Raw genomic sequence first — 24,567 nt, forward strand, 5'->3', positions numbered from 1 at the left:
CGCTCCCGATGGCCGATGGTCCCGCACCACCGCTCTCCCTACCCTCGGAGAGGTGAAGACCTTCTTCGGTTTCCTCTGCTTCGTCCTGCTGGCCCAGGGGGTCGGCGGCCTCCTGTACGAACTGACCGGCGGGTGGTTCAGGCTCTGGTCCCTGGTGGCCAGGTTCGACGTCTTCGACGGCTACGAGATCTACGTGTCGGTCGTGCTGATCGTCGCGGGTGTCGCCATGGGCGCGGCGGCGGAGGCGGTCGAACGGCGCGTCGCGCCCTCGTCAGGGGACCAGGAGGGGAAAGGCAGTTGAGGTGAGCCGCTCCGACGCGTCCCACAACTCCCGTGCGAGGACGGGATCCTGGGCCGCCGCGCTCCGCCCGACGAGGGTGGGACGGCCGCGCTGCTCCCCTCGCCCGTCCGGGCCGGCGTAACTCGCCCCGGCCAGCGGCGCGGTGGCCGCGAAGAGCGTGGGCAGCGCCCCCGCCGCACCGCTCTGCTGGATGATCCGCCCGACGGTGGCGGCCACGAAGGCCAGGGCGGGACCGAGGTGGCGGTTCAGCCCGGTGGTGGCCGCGCCCGGATGCGCCGCGACCGCGAGGACCGGCGATCCGGCCTCCGTCAGGCGTCGTTGCAGCTCCAGCGTGAAGAGCAGGTTGGCGAGCTTGGACTGTCCGTAGGCGGCCGGGGCGCGGTACGGGCGCCGCCGCCAGTTCAGGTCGGTGAGGTCGAGCGTGGCCCCTTTGTGCGCGTTGGACGCGACGGTGACCACGCGGTCGGTGATCCGGGGCAGCAGGAGGTTGGTCAGCGCGAAGTGGCCGAGGTGGTTGGTGCCCAGGTGCGTTTCAAAGCCGTCGGCGGTCCGCCGCAGGGGGACGTTGGCCACCCCCGCGTTGTTGACCAGGACGTCGAGGGGCCGGTCCCAGGCGGCGGCGAACCGCCGTACCGAGGAGAGATCGGCCAGGTCCAGGGGAAGCACCTCGGGGTCGCCCGGCAGGTCCGAGGCCGCCGCGCGCGCCGCGTCGAGGGCGCGGACGGCCAGCGTCACCCGGGCTCCGGCGGAGGCGAACGCCCGGGCCGTCTCCAGCCCGATGCCGCCGCCGGCGCCCGTGATCACGACCGTACGACCGGTCTGGGCGGGGAGGTCGGAGAGGGACCACCGCGGGGTGTGCGAGGAAGGGCTCATGCCTCCAATGTAGGCAATGGATACAATGTAGTCAACGACAACATGGGGATAGGGTGAGCCGATGAGCACCCCCCGGCCCTACCACCACGGCGACCTGCGGACGGCCCTGCTCCGGCAGGCGGAACGGACGCTGGCCACCCACGGCGCCGACGGCCTCTCGCTGCGGGAGCTGGCGCGGGAGGTCGGCGTCAGCCACGGCGCCCCGAGGCGCCACTTCGCCGACAAGCAGGCCCTGCTGGACGCCCTGGCCGAGGACGGGTACGACCGGCTGGGCCGCCGCCTGGACGCGGCGCTGGGCGGATCCCCCGAGGTCTACGAGGACGGCGGCTTCACGGCGCGACTGGTGACCTTCGCGCAGGCGTACGTCGCGTTCGCGGTCGAGCACCGCGCCCTCCTCGGTCTGATGCACACCTCGAAGGACGCGACCCGCGCCGCACGGCTCCGCGAGGCCAACGACCGCGCCTTCGCCGCCCCCGTCGCCCTCCTCGCCCAGGCCCGCGCCCGGGGCGACATCGACGCCGACACCACCGGCCGCGTGGACCTGACCGTCCTCGCCGTCCTCCAGGGCCTGGCGGTCCTCGCCACCACGGGCGTGAACGGCGACCTCCCGCTGGAGGAACTGGTGTCCCGAACGGTCGACACCCTGGTGGAGGGCCTGCGCCCACGCGAGAACGGTACGTCCTGAGCCGACCGGTCGGTGACCCGCGCGACCTCGCGGTCGATGACGGCCCCGGCCCTCGTCGGGCCCTGGGGACGCATGGCTGATCGGGGGGCTGAGAACGTCGCTGTCGCGTCGTGCGCCGAAGAGCGGGTCACCACCAGCCGGTGTCCTTGCTCGCTTCTCCCACTACGAAACCGTTGGTGCCGTTGGTGCCGTTGGTGCATTCGGCGGCGGAGGTTTGTGCCGGGCCGGCCGTGCTGACGCTGATGCCCGTCAGCGCGGCGCCGGGCCTTCGCGGCGCTGATGCGGGTCGGAGTTGGTCAGGGGACGCGGACGCAGTTCGTGCTGCCGTTGAGCGGCTCGTGTCTGATGGCCGCACGGGTGTTCGGGCCGTACTCCCCGTCCGCCGGTGTGCCGGCGGCTCGCTGCGCCGCGACCAGCGCGCTTCGCGTCGCGGGGCCGAAGGACTTGTCCACCGTCAGACGGGCCCCGTAACACTTGTTGAGGGTTGTCTGTAGTTGTCGGACAGCCTCTCCGTACGTGCCCTGCACCAGGTTGCACGTGATGTTGCCCGATTGCAGCGACGGCACCCACGCTCCGCTGTACGAGGCGACCCAGTTGCATGTGGGGGTCGCGGCGGCGGCCGGGCCCGCGGGCACCAGTGCGATCACGCCTGCTACGAACGTCGCGGCCGCGGCAGCCGCGGCCTGGACTCTGCGCATGAGTTCTCCTCCGGTTGGGGCGGATCTGAGGCCTCTTCGTACGACCAGACTGCCGGGAGAGGGAAAACCCGGGCCACGACTTTTCGTCCGGTGGCAACAACCGTGGTCACGGTCATGCTCCCCATGCAGAATCGTGAGGCGGGGAGCGGTGACGACGGGAGGGGGGACCTCTTGCTGAGAGTGCACTTCACCAGGGACGATCTGCTCCGTACGAGAGTGGCGCCGGGGCCGGACCCGCTGTGGGAGGTGGTCCTCAGCGCCAACTTGCTCGGCAACCGTGACGGGCAGGCGGTCTTCGACTCCTGGCGCGCGCGGACGCGCTCCCGGTTGCGCCAGCTGGCCCCCGGACAAGCTCGGTTGGTCCGGGCGCTCGCCCCGCCGCGAAGTGACTTTCCGGACTTTCTCACCCCACCGGAAGCGCTGCACGGCCTGGAGGCGGGCATCGACGCCGTACTGGCGACCACGGCCCGGCGATTACGCGCTGAGCTGGCTGTCCTTCCCGCCGTGCCGCTGTGGATGCATCCCCTGGCCGACGGAGACCCGGCCGCCGTCTCCGGTCTCGGGGAGGCACTGCACGGCTACCACCGCGCGGCGGTGGCCCCCAGCTGGGCCCGCATCCGGTCCTTCGTCGACGCGGACCGGGCGGTGCGCGCACGCGCCTTGCTCGACGGGGGAGCGGACGGCCTGCTGCACAGCATGCGACCGGTCCTCCGCTGGAACCCGCCCGTGCTGGAGGCCGACTACCCGGCGAAGCGGGACATCCACCTGGACGGCCGCGGCCTGCTCCTCGTCCCGTCGGTCTTCTGCTGGCGCGTTCCCGTCACCCTCATCGACCCGGCCCTCGACCCCGTCCTCGTCTATCCGGTCTCCAGAGGGCCGGGTTGGTGGACGGTCACCGGTCCGGTCCGGAGCGGTGACCGCGCCCTGGCACGGGTGCTCGGTCCGGGCCGGGCCCTGACCCTCCGTAGGGTCGAAGGCGGGTGCACGACCGGGGAGCTGGCGCGCCGCACCGGCCTCTCCGTACCCGCCGCCAGCCGCCACGCGACTGCCCTCAGGGAAGCCGGACTTCTGGTGTCCGTGCGGAGGGCGAACACAGTGACCCACGTGCTTACGCCGCTGGGGGCGGCCCTGATCACCGCCGATTCGTCGTACGGGGCATAACCTCCGGCGCGTGTTCTCCCTGGACGGGAGGGGTCTCCCCCGGCCGAAGCTTGTGCCGGAGGACCCACGGCAGCCCGGTGGCTCCCCACGTCATCTCGCGCTCACACTCACGTGAGCGTGTCGAGACTCAGCGCGGTGAACCGGGCCGTGAAGCCCTTCCCGTCGGGCGACGCGCACATCGGCCCGGCCTGGGCGGGTACCTCCGGCGGGAAGTAGGCCAGCCGCAGCATCGTCTCGGGGGTGCCGTCGAGGCCGTACAGGATCGTGACCGTGTCGCCCTCGCGCCGCAGTTCGACGGTCACCGGCCCGGGGGCGTCGGTGAGGTACGCGAGCGGTACGACGTTCCAGTCGGACACCTCGCGCGTCACCACCGCGCTCAACTGCTGCCTGCCGTCGACGTATTCGATCCCGGTCTTGATCCAGTTCTTGCCGTCGATCCGCAGCAACAGCCCGGCCTGGTCGTACTGTTCGTGGTAGTCGCCACTGAATGTCGCCCGCAGCCGGAACTCCGCCGGCACCGGCCGCAGCAGCGCGTGCCCCGTGTCCCGTACGAAGCCGTAGTGCGTGGTGACCCAGAAGTCGGTGTCCGGGGCCGTCGTGACGTCGAGCGCGTCGTCGTACGGAGCCCAGTGGGCGGGCGGGTTCAGCCACGCCCAGTCGTCGAAGCCCAGACAAGCTTCCGTGCCGGTGGTGCCGGTGGGGCTCTCGCCCATGGTGCCTCCTCGCGTCCGCGGTCGGCACACACCCTGCCACGTACCGGCCCGACACGCCGAGAGATCATGTCATTCCCGCTGCTGAGAGGCCGTGCGCGTACGCCCACCGGCCGGGCCGGAGAACGCGGCCTGATCTGATGGGCGGCGACCTGGTGTTGATCGCGAGCCAAAGCGGAAGGGTGACTTCCGATTTCGTCGATCGTTGTCCGGGCATGAAGAAACTCACGCTGCTGGTCGCAGCATTCGCCGCCCTCCTGACCCTCGCGCCCGCCGCCGCCCACGCCTCGGAGGCCCAACTCAGGGGAACCGCCCCGGCCTGCGTCAAGCGGGACGTCATCAAGCACCGGAAGTACGTGAAGGTCACCAACTCGTGCGCCGAGACGATGCACCTCAAGGTCGTCATCGACCTGGGCTCGGACTCGCGGTGTCTCACGTACCAGCCGGGCGAACAGTGGGAGTGGACCTGGGGCCGCGGCTCGTACGGCAAGGTCGTCACCTGCTGATCCCGCCCCCGCCGAGGCAGCGGGGTTCCACCTCCCCCGGAACCCCGCACCACGGTCCCCGTTCTGTGGTGCGGAACAGTCGCGAAGCTCGTTTGACCGTTGCGTCCGCCGTACGCGGTTCGTTGCGCGTGCTTGTTCGGCGTGATTGGGTCGTCCGATGGATCTTCTGTTGACGGCGAGTGGCCTCCGGAACGAGACGCTGCGGGACGCGCTGCGGGACATGCTGGGAAAGCCGTTCGGGTCGGCGAACCTCGTGTACGTCCCCACGGCGTCGGTCGCCGAACCCGGGGACCACGGGTGGCTCGTCGCGGACATGCACCGGCTGCACGGTCTCGGCTGGCGTGAGTTCGACGTTCTGGAGCTGAACGGCCTGCCCCAGCGGATGGTGCTCGACCGGCTGCTCCACGCCGACGTCATCTACGTAGGCGGCGGCAACCACTACCACCTCGCGCGCAGCATCACGGGCAACGGCCTGGCCGACGGTTTCCTGGAGGCCCTGGAGAGCCGGGTCTACGTGGGGTTGAGCGCGGGATCGATGATCTTCAGCCGGAATCTCACCGGGCACTCCGCCGACGTCATCGGGGACGCCGCGGATCTCCACGTGCTCGGCGCGACGACCGTGGACCCGCCGTTCGGCCTCTTCGACTGGTACCTCAAGCCCCACCTGTACTCGCCGGACTTCCCGGAGCGGGACGACGCCTGGGCCGATCGCATCGTTGAGCGCGCGGACTTCCCGGTCTACTTCATCGACGACGAGACGGCCGTTCGCGTCAGGGACGGCGAGGTGGATGTCGTCTCCGAAGGCCGGTGGCGGTTCCATCCGTGACTCCACACGGGGTGGCGTCCTGGGCGACTCCTGAACCCTCACGGCCTACCTTGTGCGCGTGAACGAACATTCCAGCGACATGTCGAGCGCGCTCTATCCGGAATTGACGGTGCCGGGCGGTCTGGCAGCGGCGCTGGCGCGCGAGGCGGCTCGTCACGGCTGGGGCGGCGAGCCGGCGGAGCCCGTCGAGGGGTTCGATCCCGCGGTCGCTGCGTGCTACCACCGGGGAGAGGCCGCACGGTTCGCCGTCTATGCGACCAACGCCGACGAACGCGAGTTCCGTATCGAGATCTCCAGGTCCTCCGGCTGGCCGTGGGGAGCTTTCGGTAGCACCGACGACCTCGCGTTGGTCGCCGCCATTCTTCATGCCTGGCGTGATGGCGCGTCCACCGCCCAATTGCGACGCGAGTGGTCGTTGCTCGCGGCGACCCCCCTGGACGCGGCACCGCCCGGAAGGGTGGTGTCGACCGCTTGGCGGCTCACTCTGGAGCGCTCGCAGACGATCAGGCTGGGCGATGCCGAACTGGCCGAGGCCCTGTACGCGCAGCCGGCCCTGCGCGTGTTCTTCCCCTGGCCGTCGCACGGGCAGTTCAGTCTGCTCAGCAGCACCGCGGACCCCTTCCACGCGGAGGTTCCACACGTGGTTCCGCGTATTGACGGGCTGTGGAACGTGGTCGCGCCACGGTCACCGCAGACACCGGAACGGCTGCTCGGCAGCGGCCTCAGCCCGCGCGAGGCCGCAGCGTTGGTGGCCGCCAACATCCCTACAGGCGCCGGCCCGGCGATCGAGGGCGGGTGGCCGACCGGCGACGGTACGACCTGACCCCTGCGTCCGGGTCGCCCACCCCGTGGAGCACCCGGTGGTCCCCGACCGGGGTGCCCGTGAGGTTCACCGTTACGGCGACCGCGTGTTCGGCCGGGTGCGGCGTTCGGCGCTCGATTCGTCGCGGAAGAGCACCACGCCCCTGAGGCGGTCCACTGTGCCCGGGCGCAGGCGCCAGATGCCGCCGTAGTCCGTCACCTTCGCGCGCGGGGTGGGTCAGACGGGCCATGGTGGGGAGATTCCCGCCGTCGACGGCGGTGGGGCGCTGCGCCGACCTCCGCGAAACTCACCTGGGCGCCACTGGCCTGCGGGAACAGTGGGCGCGCCGCCACCACCTCGAGCAGCCCCGGATACCGCCGCTCGTGAATACGGCGATAGGGACGGGGGAGCGGGGGCCGGATGAGTACGGCTACTCAACCGTGGTCGAGCGCCCGAGAAAGGTGAGAGGACCCGGATCCGGCACCTCGATCGGCCGGAAGCCGAGCCGGTCGTAGAAGGCGCGGGCGGCGGTGTTCGCCGTGACCATCGAGAGGTGGGCCGCGCCGACGCCCTTCTCCCGCAGTGCCCCGAGGAACCGGAACATCAAGGCCCGGCCGTGTCCCTTCCGCTGCCAGTCGGGGAGCAGGTCGATGTGGAGATGGGCGGGGTACGCCGCCAGCTCGGGCAGGATCAGCCGTTCCGGATCGTGCATGAGGGCGATCATCTCCTCGCTCGGCGTCCGGGGCGGGCCGGCCGGCGCCGGATAGCGGCCGTTCAGCGTCGGCAGCCAGACCGTGCGGAACGCCCGCGCGAAGGCGGCCGTGTCGGCCGTGCCGAGGACGTATCCGACGGCCTGACCGTGCCCGTCGTCCAGGACGAAGGTCAGCTCCGGCTCCAGTACGGCGTAGGGCGCGGCGAAGATGCTCGGCATCAGGTCGGGGTCCGGGTAGAGGTGGCGCGAGTCCTGGCCCTCGTGCGCGGTCCGTACGCAGATGTCGTACAGCGCGGGCAGATCCTCGCGCCGATAGGCGCGGACAGCGGGGCGCGCGGAGGAAGGAGAGGCGGGGGAGGGGTCGGGAGCGGGGGCGGGTGGCACGGTCATACAGAGCATGCTGACGTTTTGGGAGCGCTCTCACAAGTCTCCCGGGAGCTGAGACGCGTTCCTCGGCCTCCGCCCGTCACGAACCTCCCACCCGTCCCGGACCTCCCGCCCCCCACCCCCGTCACGCCCCGGTCGGCACCCGGTCCAGGAAGCCGTACACCCGGTCGATCCTGCCGTCTCCGGCCAGCGTGAGGACGTCGGATCCGGTCACGGGTACGGAACCGTCCGCGTCGGACACCAGCTCCCAGCCGAAGCGTGCGACGCCGTGGTGCCCGTCGACCGTGCCGGCCAGCCGGAACGTGAAGCCGGGGAACTGCTCCCTGGCCCCCGCGACGACGGCCGCGATCGCCTCCTGCCCGCTGACGTCCGCCAGCGGGTCGGTGTATCCGCCGTCTTCGCTCCAGGCCGCGGCGACCGCCTTCGTCCGCGCGTCGGCGGACGGTGCGTTCCAGGCCTCGAAGTAACGGGTGACGGCGGTCTCGTAAGGGTTCACGGACATGGGAAATCAGCCTCCATCGAGGTTCGGTCGGTCGGGGACCCGGGTCCCGGGCGGAGTGCGCCGCCCGGGACCCGGTGAACCCAAGCCTGCCTCGCGACCGGGACAGCGTCGATTACGCCAGAGGTAATGCAGAGGTGAAGCGCGGACGCCCGAGGTCAGGAGCCGTCCGCGTAGATCTCCGCCGCCAGGTCGGCGAACTCCAGGGTCAGCGGGCCCGGCTGCCGGGCGCTCCAGGCCAGGCAGACCTGGCCGGGCTCGATGTCGGTTACGGGGACCTGGCGGAGGTCCGGGCGCGTGTAGTACGACGCGGTGGAGCGCGGCAGTACGACCACCCCCTGGAGCGCGGCCACGTACTCCAGCTTCTCCTCGACCGTGCGGACGAAGGGGACCGGCCGAGGGTTTTCGTCGGGCGGCCGGTGGGGGAGGTCCCGCCACTCGGGCACGGCGTCGGGGTCCTGGAGCAGTCGCTCGCCCGCCAGGTCGGCGATGCCGACGGCCTGTTTCCCCGCGAGCCGGTGCCCGCGCGGCAGGACCGCCACCCGCGGTTCGCTGAACAGCGGGCGCAGGCACAGGTCCGTACGGTCGGCCGGCATCCGTACGAAGCTCAGGTCGACGCGCCCGTCGCGCACCGCCCCGGTCTGGTCGTCCCACGACGTCCGCAGGACGTCCACCGTCAACCCCGGGTGACGCGCGACGAAGGCCTGGACGGCGGCGGTGACCGTGATGCCGGGCATGAAGCCGACCGTCAGCCGGTCCGTGCCGCCCGCGACCCGCAGCGCCCGGCGCCGCAGGCCCCCGGCGGCCTCCAGCAGCGACACGGCGTCCTTCCGGACCTGCTCCCCGGCCGGTGTGAGCGCGGTCGAGCGCCGGTCCCGGGTGAGGAGCTGGACGCGCAGGTCCTGCTCCAGCGCGCGGATCTGGCGGGAGAGGACCGGCTGGGCGATGTGGAGCCGCTCGGCGGCCCGTCCGAAGTGCAGTTCCTCGGCCACCGCGACGAAGTAGCGGAGCTTCCTCAGATCGACGTCCACGGCTCTCCCGGGTCGGAGCAGGTCGGACAGTCGCACGGTCCGGATGGTCGTACGGGCCGGACGGTCGCACGGACCGAACGGTCCGATGCCCCCAGGGTATGACGCCCCCGTCGGAGCGGCGTCAGAGCCGCGTCGGACCGGGGGCGCCACACACCGGACCGGGGCCCCCGGCGGCCTGACCCGCCGGGAGCCCCGGTCCCTGTCCCTGCTCCACGGTCCTCAGCCGGCGGCGGCAGTGGCCTTCGGCTCCGCCCCGGACGTACCGGACGGGACGGCGGCCCGGTCCGTACGGGGAACGAGAAGCCGCTCGGCGAGGTGGCCGAAGAACAGCCCGAACGTCGTCCACAAGGTGACCTGGACAGCCAGCGAGGACAGCCGGAACTCCCAGATCAGCGTGGCCGGGAAGTCCTTGGGCACCTCGTTGATCGTCGGCAGGAAGCCGTACGCCAGCCCGACGGCGACCACGAAGGCCGCCCCCGCCGCCACGGTCGCGTTCCAGTTGCCCAGGCGCGGCGCGAGCCGCCGGCCGAGCAGGAGCGCCCCGGCCGCCAGCAGGAGACTCAGTACGATCATCAGGAAGTACAGCGTCGTCCGCTTCCCGATGGTGTCGCCGTTGCCGACGGCGGGCGGGTTGGCCGGGTACTTGAGGAACGGCACGACGTACACCGTCAGCAGCGCGCCGACGGACAGCAGGACAGCGGTCGCCCGCGGTCCGAACCGCCCGACGCGGCCGAGGGCGTAACAGAACGCCAGGGCGGCGATGCCCCCGACCGCGATGCCGAAGATCAGCACACCGGTGGCGAGGCCCGCGGTGGACTGGAGGGAACGGCTGACGAGTTCCTCGCCGCCGTGCTCGTGGCTGTGGCTCTCCTCGAACGCGATGGCCGCGTCCACGGAGGGCTCACCGAGCAGATAGGCGACCACGAGGGCGAGCACACCGGCGGCGAGGCCGGCGAGCATGCCGCGCACGAGCAGGGCGCGGACGGATACGGAGTTCATGAGAAAGGGTCTCCCGGCCGGTCAGTGGCAGGGGAAACCGAGCAGATGGCGTCCGTCGTGGACCCATTCGTGCACGCTCTCGCCGGAGATGACGGACAGGGCACCCTGTTCCGCGCCGACGAAGTAGAGCAGGACGAGCATCAGCACGCCGAAGAAGAGCGCCCACGGGGCTATCTCCTTGAGCGAGAGGGGAGTGAGAGCCGGTGTTGCGGCTGTCGCGGGGGCAGCGGAGTGTGCCATGGCCGAACCTCCTGGGGAACACGCGTCCCGATCGTGGTGCCTGAGACGAAGGTGCCGGGTCTGACTTCCCGCAGAGGTACGGGTACACAGTGGCGCGACCGTGCCGGATTCTCACCGGACTTCCGTCACACCGTCGTCATGTCCACGCGACCGTACCGTCTGCGGACCTGGACCGCCACAGCGCCGAACGGCGGCCGGGGCGGAACAGTTGGCCGGATGTCGGGAAACATCCGGTCTGTCCGCCCCGGCCGCCGCCGGGTGATTCCGGCTCCGGGACCTTCCGGGCCCCGGGCCGGGTCAGGAAGCGCTGGTGGGCAGGGTGCCCCGGACCTCGCGGGCGGCCTCGACCAGGTTGTCCAGCGAGGCGCGTACCTCGGTCCAGCCGCGGGTCTTCAGCCCGCAGTCCGGGTTGACCCACAGCCGCTCCGCCGGGACCGCCTCAAGTCCCTTGCGCAGCAGGGCCGCCGCCTCCTGGGCGGAGGGCACGCGGGGGGAGTGGATGTCGTAGACACCGGGGCCCACCTCGCGCGGATAGCCGGCCGCCGCCAGTTCGCCGGCGACCTGCATGTGGGACCGCGCCGCCTCCAGGCTGATCACGTCCGCGTCGAGATCCTTGATGGCCTGGACGATGTCCCCGAACTCCGCGTAGCACATGTGCGTGTGGATCTGGGTGGCCGGGCTGACCCCGCCGGTGGTGATACGGAAGGCCTCCGTCGCCCAGTCCAGATACTCCTGGCGGTCGCCGGCGCGCAGCGGCAGCGTCTCGCGCAGCGCGGGCTCGTCCACCTGGATGACCGGAGTCCCGGCCGCCTCCAGGTCGTTCACCTCGTCGCGCAGCGCGAGCGCGACCTGGCGCGCGGTGTCGCCGAGCGGCTGGTCGTCCCGGACGAAGGACCAGGCCAGCATGGTGACGGGGCCGGTGAGCATGCCCTTGACCGGCCGGTCCGTGACCGACTGGGCGTACGTGGTCCAGCGGACGGTCATCGGCTCGGGGCGCGAGATGTCCCCGGCCAGGATCGGCGGGCGGACGTAACGGGTGCCGTACGACTGCACCCACCCCTGCCGCGTCGCGAGGTAGCCGGTGAGCTGTTCGGCGAAGTACTGGACCATGTCGTTGCGTTCGGGCTCGCCGTGCACCAGCACGTCGATGCCGGCCTTCTCCTGGAAGGCGAGGACGTCCCGGATCTCGGCCTCGATGCGCTCGTCGTACCCCGCCGTGTCGATACGTCCGGCGCGCAGGTCGGCGCGCGCGGTGCGCAGTTCGTTCGTCTGCGGGAACGAGCCGATGGTGGTGGTCGGCAGCAACGGCAGCCCGAGGTGGGCCCGCTGGGCCGCCGCCCGCTCCGGGTACGGCGCGGTCCGGCGCCCGTCCGCGTCGGTGACGGCCGTGGCGCGGGCCCGTACCGCCGGGTCGTTGGTGAGCGCGGATCCGGCGCGCGAGGCCAGGTCGGCGCGGTTCGCGGCCAGTTCGGCGGCGATCGTGTCGGTGCCCCGCGCGAGACCGCGCGCCAGCGTGACGATCTCCTCCGTCTTCTGGCGCGCGAAGGCCAGCCAGCGCACGATCTGCGGATCGATGTCCCGCTCCGCCGCGAGGTCGAGCGGGACGTGCAGGAGCGAGCAGGAGGACGACACGTCGACGCGGTCGGCGAGCCCGAGGAGCGTACCGAGGACCGACAGGGACTTCTCGAAGTCGTTGATCCAGATGTTGCGGCCGTTGACGACGCCCGCGACCAGGCGCTTGCCGGGCAGACCACCCACGGCTCCCAGGGCGTCCAGGTTCGCGGCGGCCGGACCCGTGAAGTCGAGGGCCAGCCCCTCGACGGGCGCCTTGGCGAGGACGGGCAGGGCCTTGCCGAGCCGGTCGAAGTACGACGCGACCAGCAGTTTCGGCCGGTCGGTCAGCGCACCGAGGTCCCGGTAGGCGCGGGCCGTGGCGTTCAGCTCCGCCGGGGTCCTGTCCTCGACCAGCGCGGGCTCGTCGAGCTGCGCCCACGCGGCGCCCGCGGCCCGCAGGTCCGCCAGCACCTCCGCGTACACCGGGAGCAGCCGGTCGAGCAGCGTCAGCGGCTCGAAGTCCGGGTCGACCCCGGGGGCGGGCTTGGCGAGCAGCAGATAGGTGACCGGGCCCACGAGCACGGGCCGCGCCGAGAGGCCCAGCGCGAGGGCTTCCCTCAGCTCGGCGACCGGCTTGGTGGAATCGGCGGTGAACACGGTGTCGGGGCCCAGCTCGGGGACGAGGTAGTGGTAGTTCGTGTCGAACCACTTCGTCATCTCCAGCGGTGCGACGTCCTGCGTGCCGCGCGCCATCGCAAAATACCCGTCCAGGGCGTCCGCCGCGACGGCGGCGCGGTGGCGTGCGGGGATCGCGCCGACCATGACGCTGGTGTCGAGGACGTGGTCGTACAACGAGAAGTCGCCGGTGGGCACCTCGTGCACGCCGGCGTCGGCGAGGCGGCGCCAGTTCGTACGGCGCAGTCCGGCGGCGGTGTCGCGCAACGCGTCGGCGCCGACGGTGCCTTTCCAGTAGCCCTCGACGGCCTTCTTCAGTTCGCGGTTCTGGCCCTGGCGGGGGTAGCCGTGCACGGTCGCCCGTGCCGCCGCGGCTGCGGACTTGTCTGTCACAGAACTCTCCTTCGCGAGCGGTTCTCTGCCGTCCCGGGGACGGTCGAGGGCACGAGAGGAGCCACAGACCCGGCGGACCACGTCCCGCCCGGGTGTCCGGGTGCGCGTGACCGCCTGATATGTACGCCGACCCGCCCACGAGGTCACCGGGATCTCCGCGCACGGTGTTCGCACGCGGGCAGTGGCAGGTCTTCGGACTCGCGGGCGCGTCTCGTCGGACGAGACACCTACTGGCCGTCGCTTCCCAGACCCGTCCGGGCCCAGTGCTGATGACGGCGGTCGTTCCCACTCACCGCTGCGGGGCAGTCCCGGATTCCCACCGGGTTCCCTCTTACGACGCCGCTGCCTGGCTGACAGGGCGAACCGACTGCACTCGTCACCCTATGCCCTCAGCTGAAGCGCCGGGAGCCCCTTTCCTTATTCCGGACGGGGAGGGATTCCGGAACGGCGGAGGGCCCGCTCACCGGGCGGGAAGGCGTACGGACCGGACCGGGCGGCCATGATCAGGCGGCCATGATCGCCTCGGTCACCCGCACCCCGCGGTCGGGCGCGGTGTCGATGCTCGGCATCAGGCCCGGGACCGCGATGCTGGGCAGGATGTGTCCCCACAGTATCGATATCCGCCGCCCGAGATCCTCGCGATTGGTCAGGGCGCGGGACATCAGCTGGATGCCGGCGAACGCGCCGACCAGCAGTTCCACGGTGTCCTGCGGGCGCACGCTGGGGAGCAACTCACCCTGCGCGCGTGCCTCTTCCATCAGCGACACCAGATGGACGGGCCACTGGCGGAAGGGGCCGCTGTGGTCGACGCCGGGGGGAGCGCCCTGGTCCACGGTGAGCCGGACACTTCCCCTGAGCAGCGCGTTGTCCAGGAGCCGGTGGGCCACCGCGAAGGTGATGTCGATGACTTCCTGGAGCTTGCAGGCCTGCGGGGGTACGGTGCCGAGCTGCACCTGCTCGTCCAGGACCGCCTGCGCCAGCGCTTCCTTCGACTGGAAGTGGAAATACAGGGCACCCTTGGTGACCTGAGCGCGCTCCAGAACCATGGTGAGGGTCGTGGAGGAGTAGCCGTACTCGTCGAAGACCGCTCCGGCCGCCTCCAGAATCGCCATGCGCGTCCGGATGGCGCGCTCCTGTGTTGCCATGAATGACCCTTCCGCGCAGCCGGGTTGACCAGCACAAAACAAACCGCCCAGCCCGTACTATAGGGCTCAACGACTCCCCGAATGTCTCCCCCGCGCCAAAACCTTGGGGCGCGAAGAGGTCTCCGGGACCGATGTGTCCCGTGGTGACACCGGTACAGGATGGCCGGTTTTCGGCTTCCGACCCGTTCGGTGGACGGGTCGTGACCCACGGTCGCCGGGCCGGTGGTGCGGCCGGCCGCCGGAGCGGCGCGATCGGGGACCTGGCGGCGCGCCACGAACGGACGATGCGCCCATTTCGCGCTTACTTTCCGTAGTCATAGGTAAGATCCCTGACGGTTCTTCGGATCCCGCCCCCTCGCTCCCCCGACGCTCCTCCCAGGGGCCAGTTCCCGGCAGTTCCCCAGGTTGCGGGGTGGTGGGCCACCACAGAGTGTGGGCCGCAGTTCACAGCGAACACGAACGAAGGAGAGCGCGTCGTGGCGACTCTGTGTAAGCCCGATGTGTCGGTTCCCGAGCATGTGATCACCATGGAGGACACCCTCGCCCTGGCGCGGTCGCTCCACGCCGGCCATCCGCAACTTCCCCTGGCGCTCCGGTTGATCGAGAACACCGGAGTGGCCAAGCGCCACCTCGTCCAGCCCATCGAGGAGACCCTCAGGCACCCCGGCTTCGAGGACCGCAACCGGCTGTACGAGTCCGAGGCGAAGGCGCGGGTGCCCGCGGTGGTGAACCGCGCCCTGGACCACGCCGACCTGCGCGCCTCCGACATCGACCTGATCATCTACGTCTCGTGCACGGGCTTCATGATGCCGTCGCTGACCGCCTGGCTGATCAACACCATGGACTTCACCGGTCACACCCGGCAGTTGCCGATCGCCCAGCTCGGCTGCGCGGCGGGCGGCGCGGCCGTCAACCGGGCGCACGACTTCTGCCAGGCGTACCCGGACGGGAACGTCCTCATCGTCGCGTGCGAATTCTGTTCGCTCTGCTACCAGCCGACCGACCTCGGCGTCGGCTCGCTGCTCTCCAACGGCCTGTTCGGCGACGCGGTGGCCGCCGCCGTCGTCCGGGGCAAGGGCGGCACCGGCATCGTGCTGGAACGCAACGGCTCCCACCTCGTGCCCGACACGACCGACTGGATCGCGTACAGCGTCCGGGCCACCGGCTTCCACTTCCTGCTGGACAAGCGGGTGCCCGGCACGATGGAACCCCTCGCCCCCGCGCTCCGCGCGATGGCGGTCCAGCACGGCTGGGACGCGGCGGCCCTCGACTTCTACATCATCCACGCGGGCGGACCGCGCATCCTGGACGACCTCAGTCACTTCCTGGAGGTACCGCCCGAGGCGTTCCGGTTCAGCCGCGCCACGCTCACCGAGTACGGCAACATCGCCAGCGCCGTCGTCCTCGACGCGGTGCGCAGGCTGTTCGACGAGGGCGGGGTCGAGGACGGCGCCAGCGGGATCATCGCGGGCTTCGGGCCCGGCATCACCGCCGAGATGGCCCTCGGACGGTGGTCCACCGACTCCCTGGCCGGCCCCGAACTCTCCGAACGGCACGTCCTCGCCACACCGGTCCACACCGACCGGCCGTCGCCCGCCACGGAACCGGTGAGGTGAGGAGATGACCACCAACACACCGGAGACGGCGGCGCACCCGCAGGACACCCCGGACACCCCAAACACCCCCGACACCGGAGGGGACGCGTGTCCCGTCCGGTTCTGGGCCGTGCCCCACCTGTCCGGGCTGGACTTCGACCCCTTCCTCGCCGAACGGCTGAGCGAGGAGCCGGTCAGCCGGATCAGGCTCCCGCACGGCGAGGGGTTCGCCTGGCTGATCACCCGGTACGAGGACGTCAAGCTGGTCACGAACGACCCGCGCTTCAGCCGCCGGGCGGTCGTCGGCCGCGACATCACCCGGCTGGCCCCGCACTTCATCCCGCTCGACGCGGCCGTGGGATTCGCCGACCCGCCCGACCACACCCGGCTGCGCCGCCCGGTCGCGAAGGCGTTCGGCTCCCGCGCCCTCGCGGGTGTCGAGGAACGCGCCCGGCGGATCATGGACGACCTCGTCGACGCCATGCTGCGCGCGGGCGCGCCCGCCGATCTGATGGAGCGGATCAACGGGCCGTTCCCGCTGGCCATGATCAGCGAGATCATGGGCGTGCCCGAGCACGACCGGCCGCTGATGCGGAAGTGGACGGAGTCGCTCCTGAGCGCCGCGCACAGCCGCGCCCACAGCGAGCGCGCCAAGGCGGAGATCGGCGCCTACTTCACCGGCCTCATCGGCCGGCGGCGTACGAACGGCGGCGACGACCTCGCGGCGGTGCTGGCCGAGGCGGTGGAGGCGGACGAGCTGAGCGTCGAGGAAGCGGTCGCGATCGCCGTCCTCATCCAGGTGAGCGGCGCCCACGCGGTCACCAACAACAGCGCCGCCATGCTGTACGCGCTGCTCACCCACCCCGGCCACCTGGCGCGGCTGCGCGCGGAGCCCGAGCTGCTGCCCGCGGCCGTCGAGGAGCTGCTGCGCTTCATCCCGCACCGCAACGGCGTGGGCCTCGCCCGCGTCGCGACCGAGGACGTGACGGTGCGAGGGGTACGGATCCGGGCCGGCGAGGCCGTCTACGCCTCGTACCTCACCGCCAACCGGGACCCCGACGTCTTCGCCGATCCCGGCCGGCTCGACTTCGACCGGGGCCCCACCCCGCATCTGGCCTTCGGGCACGGACCGCACTACTGCGTCGGCCCGACGCTCGCCCGGATGGAGTCCAGGATCATGATCGCGACCCTGCTGGAGCGGCTGCCGCGGCTGCGGCTCGCCGTGCCGCCGGGAGAGGTGCGCTGGCGGCGCGGGGCACTGATCCGCGGCCCCGAGGCGCTGCCCGTCCTCTGGTGAGCCGCCCCTCCCGTAACCCGGCCCGCCCTTCCCCGCCGCCCTTCCCTTCCGTCCCCTCCCGGAGGACCGCATGACCCTACTGACCCAGCGGGCCGGACTCGCGCGCACCGAAGGCCTGGTCGTCCCGCCGGGCGGAGGCAGGACCGTCCGTACCGCCTCCCAGGAGGTGACCTTCAAGGTCACCGGCGAACACTCACGGGTCTCCTCCAGCTTCGAGGTCCTCGTCCCGCCGGGCTTCGACGTGGGCGCGCACCGGCACGCGCACAGCGAGGAGCTGTTCTACGTCCTCGACGGCGAGCTGGACGTGCTGGCCTTTGAACCGCGGGTGCTGAGCGAGGACTGGCGGCACTGGGAGTCCGCGTCGGGCCGCACGGTCGTCCGCGCGACGCCGGGCACGGTCATCGTCGTCCCGCCGGGCTGCCCGCACGCGTTCGCCAACGCCGGCGACGCACCCGCGCGCATGTTCTTCCAGTCGTCCCCGCCCACCGACCACGAGCGCTACTTCGAGGAACTGCTCGACATCCTCAAGCAGGAGGGCGTGCCGGACCCCGAGGCCGTCAACGACCTGCGCGCGCGCTACGACATCCAGCAGCTCACACCCCTGCGGCACGACGCCCGGAGGGAAGCGGTCTAGGGACGAGGGGTACGGGCACAGAGGCGATGGCGGACGCACCGGTCACGCGGCATCCGGCCGCGCGGCCGTCCCGGTCCACGCGGTGGGCCGTCGCGGGCGTCCTGTGCGTCGTGCTGGCGCTGACCGCCGGCTGGTCGCTGATCGACGGGGCCCTCGACGACGACGAGCCCGTACGGAACAACACGGAGCTGATGCTCGGACCGGGCGACGACACACTCGTCCTGCGGGTGGTGGGCGACGGCTGGCAGCTGAGCAAGGCGGGCAGCGACTCCGGCAGCGGCCTGTCCCTGTCGCGCGACGGTGTCGACTTCGTCGCGAGTTACGTCGCCGTCCCCCTCACCACCACGGCCGACGCCGGGGAGCTGTGGCCGGGGCTGCGCAGGATCCAGTCGGCGGTGGACGGCGACAGCGTGCTGGGGCCGCCGGCCCGGGCCACCAGCGCCGGGGGAGCGCCGGGCGCGACCGGCACACTGCGCAGGGGCGGGCGCGCGGGCCGGGCCGCCGTGTGGGTGTCGCCCGCGCAGGACTACGCCGTCGAGATCACCGTACTGGCGGAGCCGGACGCGGACCCCGGCGCACTGTCGGACGCGCTCGCACAGGCCCGCGAGGTCGCCTTCCCCGGGGGCGGGCTGTGAGCCCGGCCCCGACGGCCGCGTTCCGCGCGTCCGCCGGACGCAGGGTCGTGGGCCTGACGTGGGCCTTCCTCTGCGCGGCCGGCGCGGCGCTGATCCTCTACGACTTCTCGGGCCTCGTCCGGGTCTTCCCCGGCTCCGCCCTGCTCGCCGCGGCGCTCCTGCTGCTCACCGTCGCCGTCGGCGTGGGGATCCTGGAACAGGCCCGCCCGATCCGGCCGCCGTCCCGCCCCTGGGCCTGGAGCGCCGTCGCCTGGGGCGGCACCGCGGCGACGGGCAGCGCCATCGTGGCCAACACCGGACTCCAGGGGGTCTGGTTCAAGACCACCGGGATCGACTTCGGCTCACGCTGGGGCGCGGCCCTCACCGCTCCGCTGAACGAGGAACTCCTCAAGGTGTCCGGTGTGCTGCTGATCGCCCTCGGGTCGCGGCGGCTGGTCCGCGGGCCGCTGGACGGCTTCTTCCTGGGCGCCTTCACCGGACTGGGCTTCCAGGTCGTGGAGAACTGGACCTTCGCGATGAACTCCGTCGTGATCGCCGGGGGGATCGACGAGGGAGCCGCCGTCGGCCAGTCCTTCACCACCCGGGTGGTGCTGACGGGCGTCGGCTCGCACTGGGCCATGACCGCCGTGGCGGGCACCGGCGTCGGCATCCTGCTCGCCCACCGCTCCCCGCCGGCGCCACGACGCCACCTCGCGGCCCTGCTCTGCCTGCTGACGGCGATGGGCATGCACTGGTTCTTCGACTCGCCCTACCTGGGGTCCGTCGCGGGCATCGCGGGCAAGGCGGTCCTCAACTTCCTGGTCGCCCTCGGCTTCTACCTCACCCTGCGGCGCGGGGTACGGGACCGGGCCCGCGCCTACCTGCTGTCCCCGGAGACCACCCTGTCCCCGGACCTGCTCACCCGGGGGTCGCGCCGGCGCGCGCTGCGGGGAGTGCCTCCCGCGCAGCGCGCGGACGCGGAGGCCCGCGCCGCCCTCTACCTGGACGAGGTGGAGGAACACGCGGCGGTACGCCCCCCGCGCCCGGCCGCCGTCAGCCGCGCGGCGCGCTCACCACACAGCTGAAGACCTGCTCGCCCTCCTGATGGCCGGTCACCAGGACCGACGCGAGGCCCGCGAAGTCCTCGGGCAGCACCCGCGCCTCCACGTGGCACGGGAGGTCCAGCTCGGCGTAGCGGTCGAACGAGCCGGTGAAGCTGGTCAGTACGCGGTCGCCCGCGCCCAGCGTCACCAGGGTGGCCTGCCGTGCCGCTTCGAGCAGCAGCATGCCCGGTATGTGGTCGACCGGGTGGTCGAACAGCACCGGGTGGGTGGTGTCGGTGCGCAGCTGCCACACCCTCGCGTCGTCGGTCGGCGAGAGCACCACGTCGAACGGCGTGGTGCGGCCGACGTCCGGCGGTGGTACGGGCGTTCCCAGCGGGGGCCGCTGCGCCGAGGACTCCGTACCGGCGCGCCCGCCGCGCAGGCGCCGGTAGACGGCGGGGGAGGCGCACGCGAAGGAGGCGCCGCCGGTGGCGACGATCTGGCCGTCCCGGTGGACGACGGCCTCGTAGCGCATCGAGGCCAGTTCGGAGCCCCGTCTGCGTATCTGCGAGCAGCGGACGTCGAGTTCGAGGTCCGCGGGGACGCCGGTCACCGCGAGGTGCCGGGGGTCCACGGTGAACGACAGGTCCCGCATGAGGAACTGATGCCCCAGAGGCACGCCGAACTCGGCGTGGGACAGCAGGGAACCGACCTGACGGATGGTTTCCGCGGTGAGCAGCGGGTCGTGCCGGCCGAGGACGGCGCTGTAGAAGCCGTGCAGCCGGGGCCACTGGGCCGTCACGGAGAAGTGCGTGGCGTCGACGCGGCGCCAGCCGGTGAGCAGGACCTCCGCCACCGCCGCGCGGTGCACGAACTCCTTCGGGACCGTGGTGGTCAGCGGTGGTGCCGACGGGCCGGACGGGCAGGGCGGGCCGTAGAGACCGGCGGAGCCGGACGTGTCGTTCATCCGGAAGGTCGTTTCGGACATGGAGCCTCCCCAAGGAGCACGGATCACGGGTGAAGACGGGTGAAGGACGAGAGCGGTACAGCTCCCCCGAAGCGGGAAATATACATACCGACCGGTATAGTCGACAGGCTTCTGGGCGGCTTCCACGTAAATACTGGGTCGCCACGCCGAGTAAGCGTAAGAACACACGTGTCACTGCCGAACTCGCGTCCGGGCGTGGTTCATTCGGTCGAGTGGATCTCCAGATGTTCTCCAGCCAATCTTGAGCGGACCTCGAGCCCCGGCCGACCAGAAGCATCTTCAGCTGGCGGACTTGTGTATTCCATATACAAACCGCCCCGGCGGTTTGTTAATGTCGTGCCGCAACGTGCGCGTGGCTGCCGGTCCTCCCGACACCTTGGAGATGTTGATGGTCAAGCAGGAGCGCGCCGCCCGTACCCGGCGGTCGTTGATCCTCGCCGCCGCGGAGGTCTTCGCGGAGGAAGGATTCGTGTCCGCCTCGCTCACGGCGATCAGCAGGCGGGCCGGGGTGAGCAACGGAGCCCTGCACTTCCACTTCGACAGCAAGAGCACCCTGGCCGCCGGGGTCGAGGAAGAGGCCGTGCGCCGGGTGCGCCGGCTCACCGTCGCGGCGGGGGCCGACGGGCCCTCCGCTCTCCAGCTTCTGGTGGACAGTACGCACGCACTGATGCGCGGGCTCGGCGACGACGTGGTCGTCCGCGCCGGATTCGAGCTGAGCGGCGACATCTCCCGCGCCGCCGGCGTCGATCTGCGGCGTGAGTGGCGGTCCTGGATCGAGACCGTACTACAGCGGGCGGCGGCTCAGGGCGCTCTGGCCGACGGGGTGTCGCACGACGACGCGGTGAGCGCCGTCCTGGCGGCGACGGTCGGTTTCCAGGTACTTGGCTCAAGGGACGACAAGGACTGGATCTCTCGGCGTACGCTGACCGGGTTCTGGGAGCTGATGCTGCCGAGACTGGCGGCGCGGGACGCGCTGGACACAGTGGTGACCTGCGGCTCCCGCTGTGTCGTCGGCGCGCCCGGAATGCCGGTCGAGGAGCCCGTTTGACGGGCGCGCGCTGACCGATTCCCGCCCGTACGGTGACGAAGGGGCGGTGGTTGGTGTACGCAGCGTTAACAAAAAACAGTCTGGACGGTTTGATATTGACAAACCGTCTGTCCTGTTTTTGAATCCATGCGCAGCAATCGCACCCCGTGAGCGGCCTCGAACGGCACTGACTTCACCTTGCAGGGATAGGGGAGACGCGTGGACATCGACGTACTGGGCGCATTGGCTGTGAGACAGAACGGGAAATCGATCACTCCGACGGCGCCCAAGCCCCGTCAGGTGCTCGCCGTCCTGGCCCTCCACGCGGACCAGGTGGTGCCGGTGGCCGCGCTGATCGAGGAGCTGTGGGCGGGGGAGCCCCCGCGCAGCGCCAGGACGACGCTCCAGACGTACGTCCTCCAGCTGCGGTCCCTGATAGCGGCGGCGCTCAAGGCCGAGCCGGGGGGCGGCGGCGAGCGTACCGCCAAGGACATCCTGATCACCCTCCCCGGCGGCTACCGGCTCGACACCGGCGGCGGCACCAGCGACGTCAAGGAGTTCGACCGGCTCGCCGGGCTCGGCTACCGGGCGGCCGACGCCGGCGACTACCCGCGCGCCGCACGGCAGTTGAGGGAGGCGCTCGCCCTGTGGACGGGCCCGCCCTTCGCCGACGTCCAGTGCGGGGCGCAGCTCGACATGGAGATCAAGCGCCTGGAGGAGTCGCGCCTGTGCGCCCTCGACCAGCGCATCGAGGCGGATCTGCGGCTGGGCCGGCACCGTGAACTGCTCGCCGAACTGACCGTGCTGGTCAGCCGGTACCGCACGCACGAGAACCTGCACGGCCAGTTCATGCTCGCCCTCCACCGCTCCGGCCGCCGGGGCGAGGCGCTGAGCGTCTATCAGCGGCTGCGCTCCACGCTGGTGAAGGAGCTGGGCCTGGAGCCCTCGGCGGGCGTCCGCCGCCTCCAGCGGTCGATCCTGATGGCGGGCCCCGAGGCCGCCGCGGCGGAGACCGCCCGCGAGCCGCTCGTCCGGGTGAGCTGAGTACGACCCCCGGAACGCGCCGGCGATAAATGTTTCCGGCGTGTAAGTGAACGGCATATGCCGACAGGGAATTCAGGGGTGTCGGCGCTGTTCCGCGGGTGCGTGAAATGGGTGGGTGGCCTGGTCGAAAGCATGGAGGCATGCTCGACAGGTACTCAAGAATTCAAGGAAAGCGATCCCTGCGCGGATAACGTCTCCGAGTCGAAGAGCGGTTGTCCGACGGAGATTCGACAACGCGGAGGGAAGCCGTGGGAATTCAGGTACGGGGGGCGGCCGGGCACCGGCCGGGAGCGATGGGGGCACCGGCCGGTCCGGTCGCGCTGATCACCGGTGCGACCCGGGGAATAGGCCTGGCCATAGCGCGGGAACTGGGCCGGCGGGGACATCGTGTCTTCGTCTGCGCCCGCACCGCGCAGCACGTCAAGCAGACGGTCGAGGATCTGCGCGCCGAGGGGCTGCGCGCCGAGGGCGCGGCGGCCGACGTACGGGACCGGAGGTCGGTCACCGCTCTGGTGGCCTCGGTGGTACGGGAGTTCGGCCCGGTGAACGTCCTGGTGAACAACGCGGGCCGGGGCGGTGGCGGCCCGCTCGCCGAGATGACCGACGAGCTCTGGTACGACGTCATCGACACCAACCTCAACGGGGTCTTCCTGCTCACCCGCGAAGTGCTGCGCAGCGGCGGCCTGATGGAGACCGGCCACGGACGCATCATCAACATCGCCTCGGTCGCCGGGAAGCAGGGCGTCCTGCTGGGCTCCCCGTACTCCGCCTCCAAGCACGGTGTGGTCGGCTTCACCCGGTCGCTCGGCAAGGAACTGGCGCCCGCCGGGGTCACCGTGAACGCGGTCTGCCCCGGCTATGTGGAGACCCCGATGGCCGAGCAGGTCAGACAGGGGTACGCCGCCGCCTGGGAGACCACCGAGGAGTTCGTCCAGGAGCAGTTCGAGGCGAAGATCCCGCTCGGCCGCTACACCACCGCGGAGGAGGTGGCGAGCCTCGTCGGCTTTCTCGCGAGCGAGGGCGCCGCGTCCGTCACCGGCCAGGCGATCAACGTCTGCGGGGGCCTGGGCAACTCCTGAGCGCGGAATGTTGGACGCACGCGTATGGAACTGAGCTTTGTGGCTATGTACCGTCTCAGCGGGGTGCACTTGACTGGAGTCATGACACAGACCACGCAGGACACCCAGGCAGACAAGAAGACGACACTCGTCATCGGCGGCACCGGCAAGACCGGCCGCAGAGTCGCCGAGCGGCTCGCCGCGCTGGATCTCCCGGTACGCATCGGTTCGCGCAACGCCGACCGGCCCTTCGTCTGGGAAGACCCCGCCACCTGGGAGGGCGCGCTGGAAGGCGTGGGAGCCGTCTACGTCACGTACTACCCCGACCTCGCCTTCCCCGGTGCGGCCGAGGCCGTCGAGGCCTTCTCCAAGTTCGCCGTCGAGCGGGGTGCCCGCCGGCTGGTGCTGCTCTCCGGGCGCGGCGAGGAGGGCGCGCAGGTCAGCGAGAACAAGCTGAAGGACTCCGGCGCCGACTGGACCATTGTGCGGTCGAGCTGGTTCAACCAGAACTTCAGCGAGAGCTTCTTCCTGGACCCCGTCCTCTCCGGTGAGCTGGCCCTGCCGACCGGTGACGCCGTCGAGCCGTTCACGGACGCCGACGACATCGCGGACGTGGTCACCGCCGCGCTGACCGACCCGAAGCACATCGGCAAGACCTACGAACTCTCCGGGCCCCGCCTGCTGAGCTTCCAGGACGTGGCCGAGGAGCTGTCCAAGGCCACCGGCCGGGAGATCACGTACATCCCGGTCGCCCTCGACGACTACCGCGCCGTCCTCGCCGAGAACGGGCTGCCGGTCGAGTTCGCCGACCTCTTCGGCCTCATCCTCGACGGCCGCAACGCGCACGTCGTGCACGGCGTGGAGGAGGCCCTGGGCCGCAAGCCCCGCGACTTCTCCGACTACGCCAGGGACGCCGCCGCCACCGGCGTCTGGAACGTCTGACCGTCACCCCGTCCCGTGGTCGCGGCCCCCCCCCCCCCGGCCCCCCCCCCCCCCCCCCCCCCCCCCCCCCCCCCCCCCCCCCCCCCCCCCCCACAACCCCCCCCCGGATAACCCCCCCAGACGCCGCC

General features: G+C 71.4%; 26 protein-coding genes and 1 riboswitch. Of the genes, 15 read left to right on the plus strand and 11 right to left on the minus strand.

Annotated features, from left to right (window positions below; genetic code table 11):
* Positions 1-52: 52 nt before the first annotated feature.
* Positions 53-301 (plus strand): hypothetical protein, encoded by a 249-nt coding sequence (locus ACIODU_RS07090; RefSeq protein WP_401764826.1) that lies wholly within the window; start codon positions 53-55, stop codon positions 299-301.
* On the opposite strand, the gene ACIODU_RS07095 is transcribed toward ACIODU_RS07090, so the two are convergent.
* Positions 272-1,174, minus strand: coding sequence for an oxidoreductase (locus ACIODU_RS07095; protein ID WP_401764829.1), 903 nt, complete (start codon positions 1,172-1,174; stop codon positions 272-274). The genes ACIODU_RS07090 and ACIODU_RS07095 overlap by 30 nt on opposite strands.
* Before the next feature lie 61 nt (positions 1,175-1,235).
* Between ACIODU_RS07095 and ACIODU_RS07100 the strand changes: the two genes are divergently transcribed.
* The gene (locus ACIODU_RS07100) at positions 1,236-1,859 is read left to right on the plus strand and encodes a TetR/AcrR family transcriptional regulator (protein ID WP_401764831.1); all 624 of its coding nucleotides are present in this window, start codon (positions 1,236-1,238) and stop codon (positions 1,857-1,859) included.
* 296 nt (positions 1,860-2,155) lie between these two features.
* Here ACIODU_RS07100 and ACIODU_RS07105 read toward each other — a convergent pair whose 3' ends face one another.
* Positions 2,156-2,557 carry a peptidoglycan-binding protein gene (locus ACIODU_RS07105; protein ID WP_401764834.1) on the minus strand — a complete coding sequence of 134 codons (402 nt, stop codon included), beginning with the start codon at positions 2,555-2,557 and terminating at the stop codon, positions 2,156-2,158.
* Between the two features lie 180 nt (positions 2,558-2,737).
* Here ACIODU_RS07105 and ACIODU_RS07110 point away from each other — a divergent pair, with 180 nt between their 5' ends.
* A complete protein-coding gene (locus tag ACIODU_RS07110; protein ID WP_401764971.1) occupies positions 2,738-3,718 on the plus strand; it encodes an ArsR/SmtB family transcription factor in 981 nt (326 codons plus the stop codon).
* Between the two features lie 107 nt (positions 3,719-3,825).
* Here the strand turns inward: ACIODU_RS07110 and ACIODU_RS07115 are convergent, their stop codons facing one another.
* Positions 3,826-4,431: a DUF1349 domain-containing protein gene (locus ACIODU_RS07115; protein ID WP_401764837.1), complete on the minus strand. Its 606-nt coding sequence runs from the start codon at positions 4,429-4,431 to the stop codon at positions 3,826-3,828.
* Between the two features lie 212 nt (positions 4,432-4,643).
* Between ACIODU_RS07115 and ACIODU_RS07120 the strand changes: the two genes are divergently transcribed.
* From ACIODU_RS07120 to ACIODU_RS07130, 3 genes are all read left to right on the plus strand, one after another.
* The gene (locus ACIODU_RS07120; protein WP_401764840.1) at positions 4,644-4,934 is read left to right on the plus strand and encodes a hypothetical protein; all 291 of its coding nucleotides are present in this window, start codon (positions 4,644-4,646) and stop codon (positions 4,932-4,934) included.
* A gap of 157 nt (positions 4,935-5,091) precedes the next feature.
* Positions 5,092-5,760, plus strand: coding sequence for a Type 1 glutamine amidotransferase-like domain-containing protein (locus ACIODU_RS07125; RefSeq protein ID WP_401764843.1), 669 nt, complete (start codon positions 5,092-5,094; stop codon positions 5,758-5,760).
* 58 nt (positions 5,761-5,818) lie between these two features.
* Positions 5,819-6,583 (plus strand): DUF6193 family natural product biosynthesis protein, encoded by a 765-nt coding sequence (locus tag ACIODU_RS07130; RefSeq protein ID WP_401764846.1) that lies wholly within the window; start codon positions 5,819-5,821, stop codon positions 6,581-6,583.
* A 409-nt stretch (positions 6,584-6,992) separates the two neighbouring features.
* On the opposite strand, the gene ACIODU_RS07135 is transcribed toward ACIODU_RS07130, so the two are convergent.
* The 7 genes from ACIODU_RS07135 to ACIODU_RS07165 all read right to left on the minus strand — a co-directional run bounded on the left by ACIODU_RS07135 (position 6,993) and on the right by ACIODU_RS07165 (position 14,197).
* Complete coding sequence (locus tag ACIODU_RS07135; RefSeq protein WP_401764849.1) at positions 6,993-7,664, minus strand: GNAT family N-acetyltransferase; 672 nt, start codon at positions 7,662-7,664, stop codon at positions 6,993-6,995.
* 121 nt (positions 7,665-7,785) lie between these two features.
* Positions 7,786-8,163, minus strand: coding sequence for a nuclear transport factor 2 family protein (locus ACIODU_RS07140; RefSeq protein ID WP_401764851.1), 378 nt, complete (start codon positions 8,161-8,163; stop codon positions 7,786-7,788).
* Positions 8,164-8,318: 155 nt separating this feature from the next.
* Positions 8,319-9,191, minus strand: a complete 873-nt coding sequence (locus tag ACIODU_RS07145; RefSeq protein ID WP_401764854.1) for a LysR family transcriptional regulator — start codon at positions 9,189-9,191, stop codon at positions 8,319-8,321.
* A 219-nt stretch (positions 9,192-9,410) separates the two neighbouring features.
* Positions 9,411-10,190, minus strand: coding sequence for a CbtA family protein (locus ACIODU_RS07150; protein ID WP_401764857.1), 780 nt, complete (start codon positions 10,188-10,190; stop codon positions 9,411-9,413).
* A gap of 21 nt (positions 10,191-10,211) precedes the next feature.
* A complete protein-coding gene (locus ACIODU_RS07155) occupies positions 10,212-10,430 on the minus strand; it encodes a CbtB-domain containing protein (protein ID WP_161310109.1) in 219 nt (72 codons plus the stop codon).
* A 297-nt stretch (positions 10,431-10,727) separates the two neighbouring features.
* Positions 10,728-13,052 carry a 5-methyltetrahydropteroyltriglutamate--homocysteine S-methyltransferase gene (gene metE / locus ACIODU_RS07160; RefSeq protein ID WP_401764860.1) on the minus strand — a complete coding sequence of 775 codons (2,325 nt, stop codon included), beginning with the start codon at positions 13,050-13,052 and terminating at the stop codon, positions 10,728-10,730.
* 165 nt (positions 13,053-13,217) lie between these two features.
* A riboswitch (cobalamin riboswitch) is annotated at positions 13,218-13,435 on the minus strand.
* A gap of 120 nt (positions 13,436-13,555) precedes the next feature.
* Positions 13,556-14,197, minus strand: a complete 642-nt coding sequence (locus ACIODU_RS07165) for a ScbR family autoregulator-binding transcription factor (protein ID WP_356419717.1) — start codon at positions 14,195-14,197, stop codon at positions 13,556-13,558.
* 476 nt (positions 14,198-14,673) lie between these two features.
* Between ACIODU_RS07165 and ACIODU_RS07170 the strand changes: the two genes are divergently transcribed.
* From ACIODU_RS07170 to ACIODU_RS07190, 5 genes are all read left to right on the plus strand, one after another.
* The gene (locus tag ACIODU_RS07170; RefSeq protein ID WP_401764864.1) at positions 14,674-15,813 is read left to right on the plus strand and encodes a type III polyketide synthase; all 1,140 of its coding nucleotides are present in this window, start codon (positions 14,674-14,676) and stop codon (positions 15,811-15,813) included.
* Between the two features lie 4 nt (positions 15,814-15,817).
* On the plus strand, positions 15,818-17,089 hold the full coding sequence (locus tag ACIODU_RS07175; RefSeq protein ID WP_401764867.1) for a cytochrome P450: 1,272 nt from the start codon (positions 15,818-15,820) through the stop codon (positions 17,087-17,089).
* Positions 17,090-17,159: 70 nt separating this feature from the next.
* Entirely contained in the window at positions 17,160-17,723 is a 564-nt protein-coding gene (locus tag ACIODU_RS07180) for a cupin domain-containing protein (protein ID WP_401764870.1), read from the plus strand.
* A 26-nt stretch (positions 17,724-17,749) separates the two neighbouring features.
* Positions 17,750-18,358, plus strand: a complete 609-nt coding sequence (locus ACIODU_RS07185) for a hypothetical protein (protein WP_401764873.1) — start codon at positions 17,750-17,752, stop codon at positions 18,356-18,358.
* Entirely contained in the window at positions 18,355-19,422 is a 1,068-nt protein-coding gene (locus ACIODU_RS07190; protein WP_401764876.1) for a PrsW family intramembrane metalloprotease, read from the plus strand. Before ACIODU_RS07185 ends, ACIODU_RS07190 begins: the two co-directional genes overlap by 4 nt.
* Here ACIODU_RS07190 and ACIODU_RS07195 read toward each other — a convergent pair.
* A complete protein-coding gene (locus ACIODU_RS07195; RefSeq protein WP_401764879.1) occupies positions 19,391-20,368 on the minus strand; it encodes a ScbA/BarX family gamma-butyrolactone biosynthesis protein in 978 nt (325 codons plus the stop codon). The two genes, ACIODU_RS07190 and ACIODU_RS07195, sit on opposite strands and share 32 nt — an antisense overlap.
* A gap of 388 nt (positions 20,369-20,756) precedes the next feature.
* Here ACIODU_RS07195 and ACIODU_RS07200 point away from each other — a divergent pair, with 388 nt between their 5' ends.
* The 4 genes from ACIODU_RS07200 to ACIODU_RS07215 all read left to right on the plus strand — a co-directional run bounded on the left by ACIODU_RS07200 (position 20,757) and on the right by ACIODU_RS07215 (position 24,439).
* Entirely contained in the window at positions 20,757-21,416 is a 660-nt protein-coding gene (locus tag ACIODU_RS07200) for a ScbR family autoregulator-binding transcription factor (RefSeq protein ID WP_356419699.1), read from the plus strand.
* 198 nt (positions 21,417-21,614) lie between these two features.
* On the plus strand, positions 21,615-22,439 hold the full coding sequence (locus ACIODU_RS07205; protein WP_356419696.1) for an AfsR/SARP family transcriptional regulator: 825 nt from the start codon (positions 21,615-21,617) through the stop codon (positions 22,437-22,439).
* Between the two features lie 293 nt (positions 22,440-22,732).
* The gene (gene fabG / locus ACIODU_RS07210) at positions 22,733-23,518 is read left to right on the plus strand and encodes a 3-oxoacyl-ACP reductase FabG (RefSeq protein ID WP_356420392.1); all 786 of its coding nucleotides are present in this window, start codon (positions 22,733-22,735) and stop codon (positions 23,516-23,518) included.
* Between the two features lie 81 nt (positions 23,519-23,599).
* Positions 23,600-24,439, plus strand: coding sequence for an NAD(P)H-binding protein (locus tag ACIODU_RS07215; RefSeq protein ID WP_356419694.1), 840 nt, complete (start codon positions 23,600-23,602; stop codon positions 24,437-24,439).
* The last annotated feature ends 128 nt before the right edge of the window (positions 24,440-24,567 follow it).

It is taken from the genome of Streptomyces sp. NPDC088261 (genome assembly GCF_044740805.1).
GTDB lineage: Bacteria > Actinomycetota > Actinomycetes > Streptomycetales > Streptomycetaceae > Streptomyces.

What these genes read in the sequence shown, in the direction of transcription:
- ACIODU_RS07115 (WP_401764837.1), bottom strand. Translation starts at nt 4,431, where the DNA reads ATGGGCGAGAGCCCCACCGGCACCACCGGCACGGAAGCTTGTCTGGGC.
- ACIODU_RS07095 (WP_401764829.1), bottom strand. Translation starts at nt 1,174, where the DNA reads ATGAGCCCTTCCTCGCACACCCCGCGGTGGTCCCTCTCCGACCTCCCC.
- ACIODU_RS07125 (WP_401764843.1), top strand. Translation starts at nt 5,092, where the DNA reads ATGGATCTTCTGTTGACGGCGAGTGGCCTCCGGAACGAGACGCTGCGG.
- ACIODU_RS07150 (WP_401764857.1), bottom strand. Translation starts at nt 10,190, where the DNA reads ATGAACTCCGTATCCGTCCGCGCCCTGCTCGTGCGCGGCATGCTCGCC.
- ACIODU_RS07185 (WP_401764873.1), top strand. Translation starts at nt 17,750, where the DNA reads ATGGCGGACGCACCGGTCACGCGGCATCCGGCCGCGCGGCCGTCCCGG.
- ACIODU_RS07135 (WP_401764849.1), bottom strand. Translation starts at nt 7,664, where the DNA reads ATGACCGTGCCACCCGCCCCCGCTCCCGACCCCTCCCCCGCCTCTCCT.
- ACIODU_RS07215 (WP_356419694.1), top strand. Translation starts at nt 23,600, where the DNA reads ATGACACAGACCACGCAGGACACCCAGGCAGACAAGAAGACGACACTC.
- ACIODU_RS07195 (WP_401764879.1), bottom strand. Translation starts at nt 20,368, where the DNA reads ATGTCCGAAACGACCTTCCGGATGAACGACACGTCCGGCTCCGCCGGT.
- ACIODU_RS07155 (WP_161310109.1), bottom strand. Translation starts at nt 10,430, where the DNA reads ATGGCACACTCCGCTGCCCCCGCGACAGCCGCAACACCGGCTCTCACT.
- ACIODU_RS07165 (WP_356419717.1), bottom strand. Translation starts at nt 14,197, where the DNA reads ATGGCAACACAGGAGCGCGCCATCCGGACGCGCATGGCGATTCTGGAG.
- fabG (WP_356420392.1), top strand. Translation starts at nt 22,733, where the DNA reads ATGGGGGCACCGGCCGGTCCGGTCGCGCTGATCACCGGTGCGACCCGG.
- ACIODU_RS07175 (WP_401764867.1), top strand. Translation starts at nt 15,818, where the DNA reads ATGACCACCAACACACCGGAGACGGCGGCGCACCCGCAGGACACCCCG.
- ACIODU_RS07120 (WP_401764840.1), top strand. Translation starts at nt 4,644, where the DNA reads ATGAAGAAACTCACGCTGCTGGTCGCAGCATTCGCCGCCCTCCTGACC.
- ACIODU_RS07105 (WP_401764834.1), bottom strand. Translation starts at nt 2,557, where the DNA reads ATGCGCAGAGTCCAGGCCGCGGCTGCCGCGGCCGCGACGTTCGTAGCA.
- ACIODU_RS07140 (WP_401764851.1), bottom strand. Translation starts at nt 8,163, where the DNA reads ATGTCCGTGAACCCTTACGAGACCGCCGTCACCCGTTACTTCGAGGCC.
- ACIODU_RS07200 (WP_356419699.1), top strand. Translation starts at nt 20,757, where the DNA reads ATGGTCAAGCAGGAGCGCGCCGCCCGTACCCGGCGGTCGTTGATCCTC.
- ACIODU_RS07100 (WP_401764831.1), top strand. Translation starts at nt 1,236, where the DNA reads ATGAGCACCCCCCGGCCCTACCACCACGGCGACCTGCGGACGGCCCTG.
- ACIODU_RS07180 (WP_401764870.1), top strand. Translation starts at nt 17,160, where the DNA reads ATGACCCTACTGACCCAGCGGGCCGGACTCGCGCGCACCGAAGGCCTG.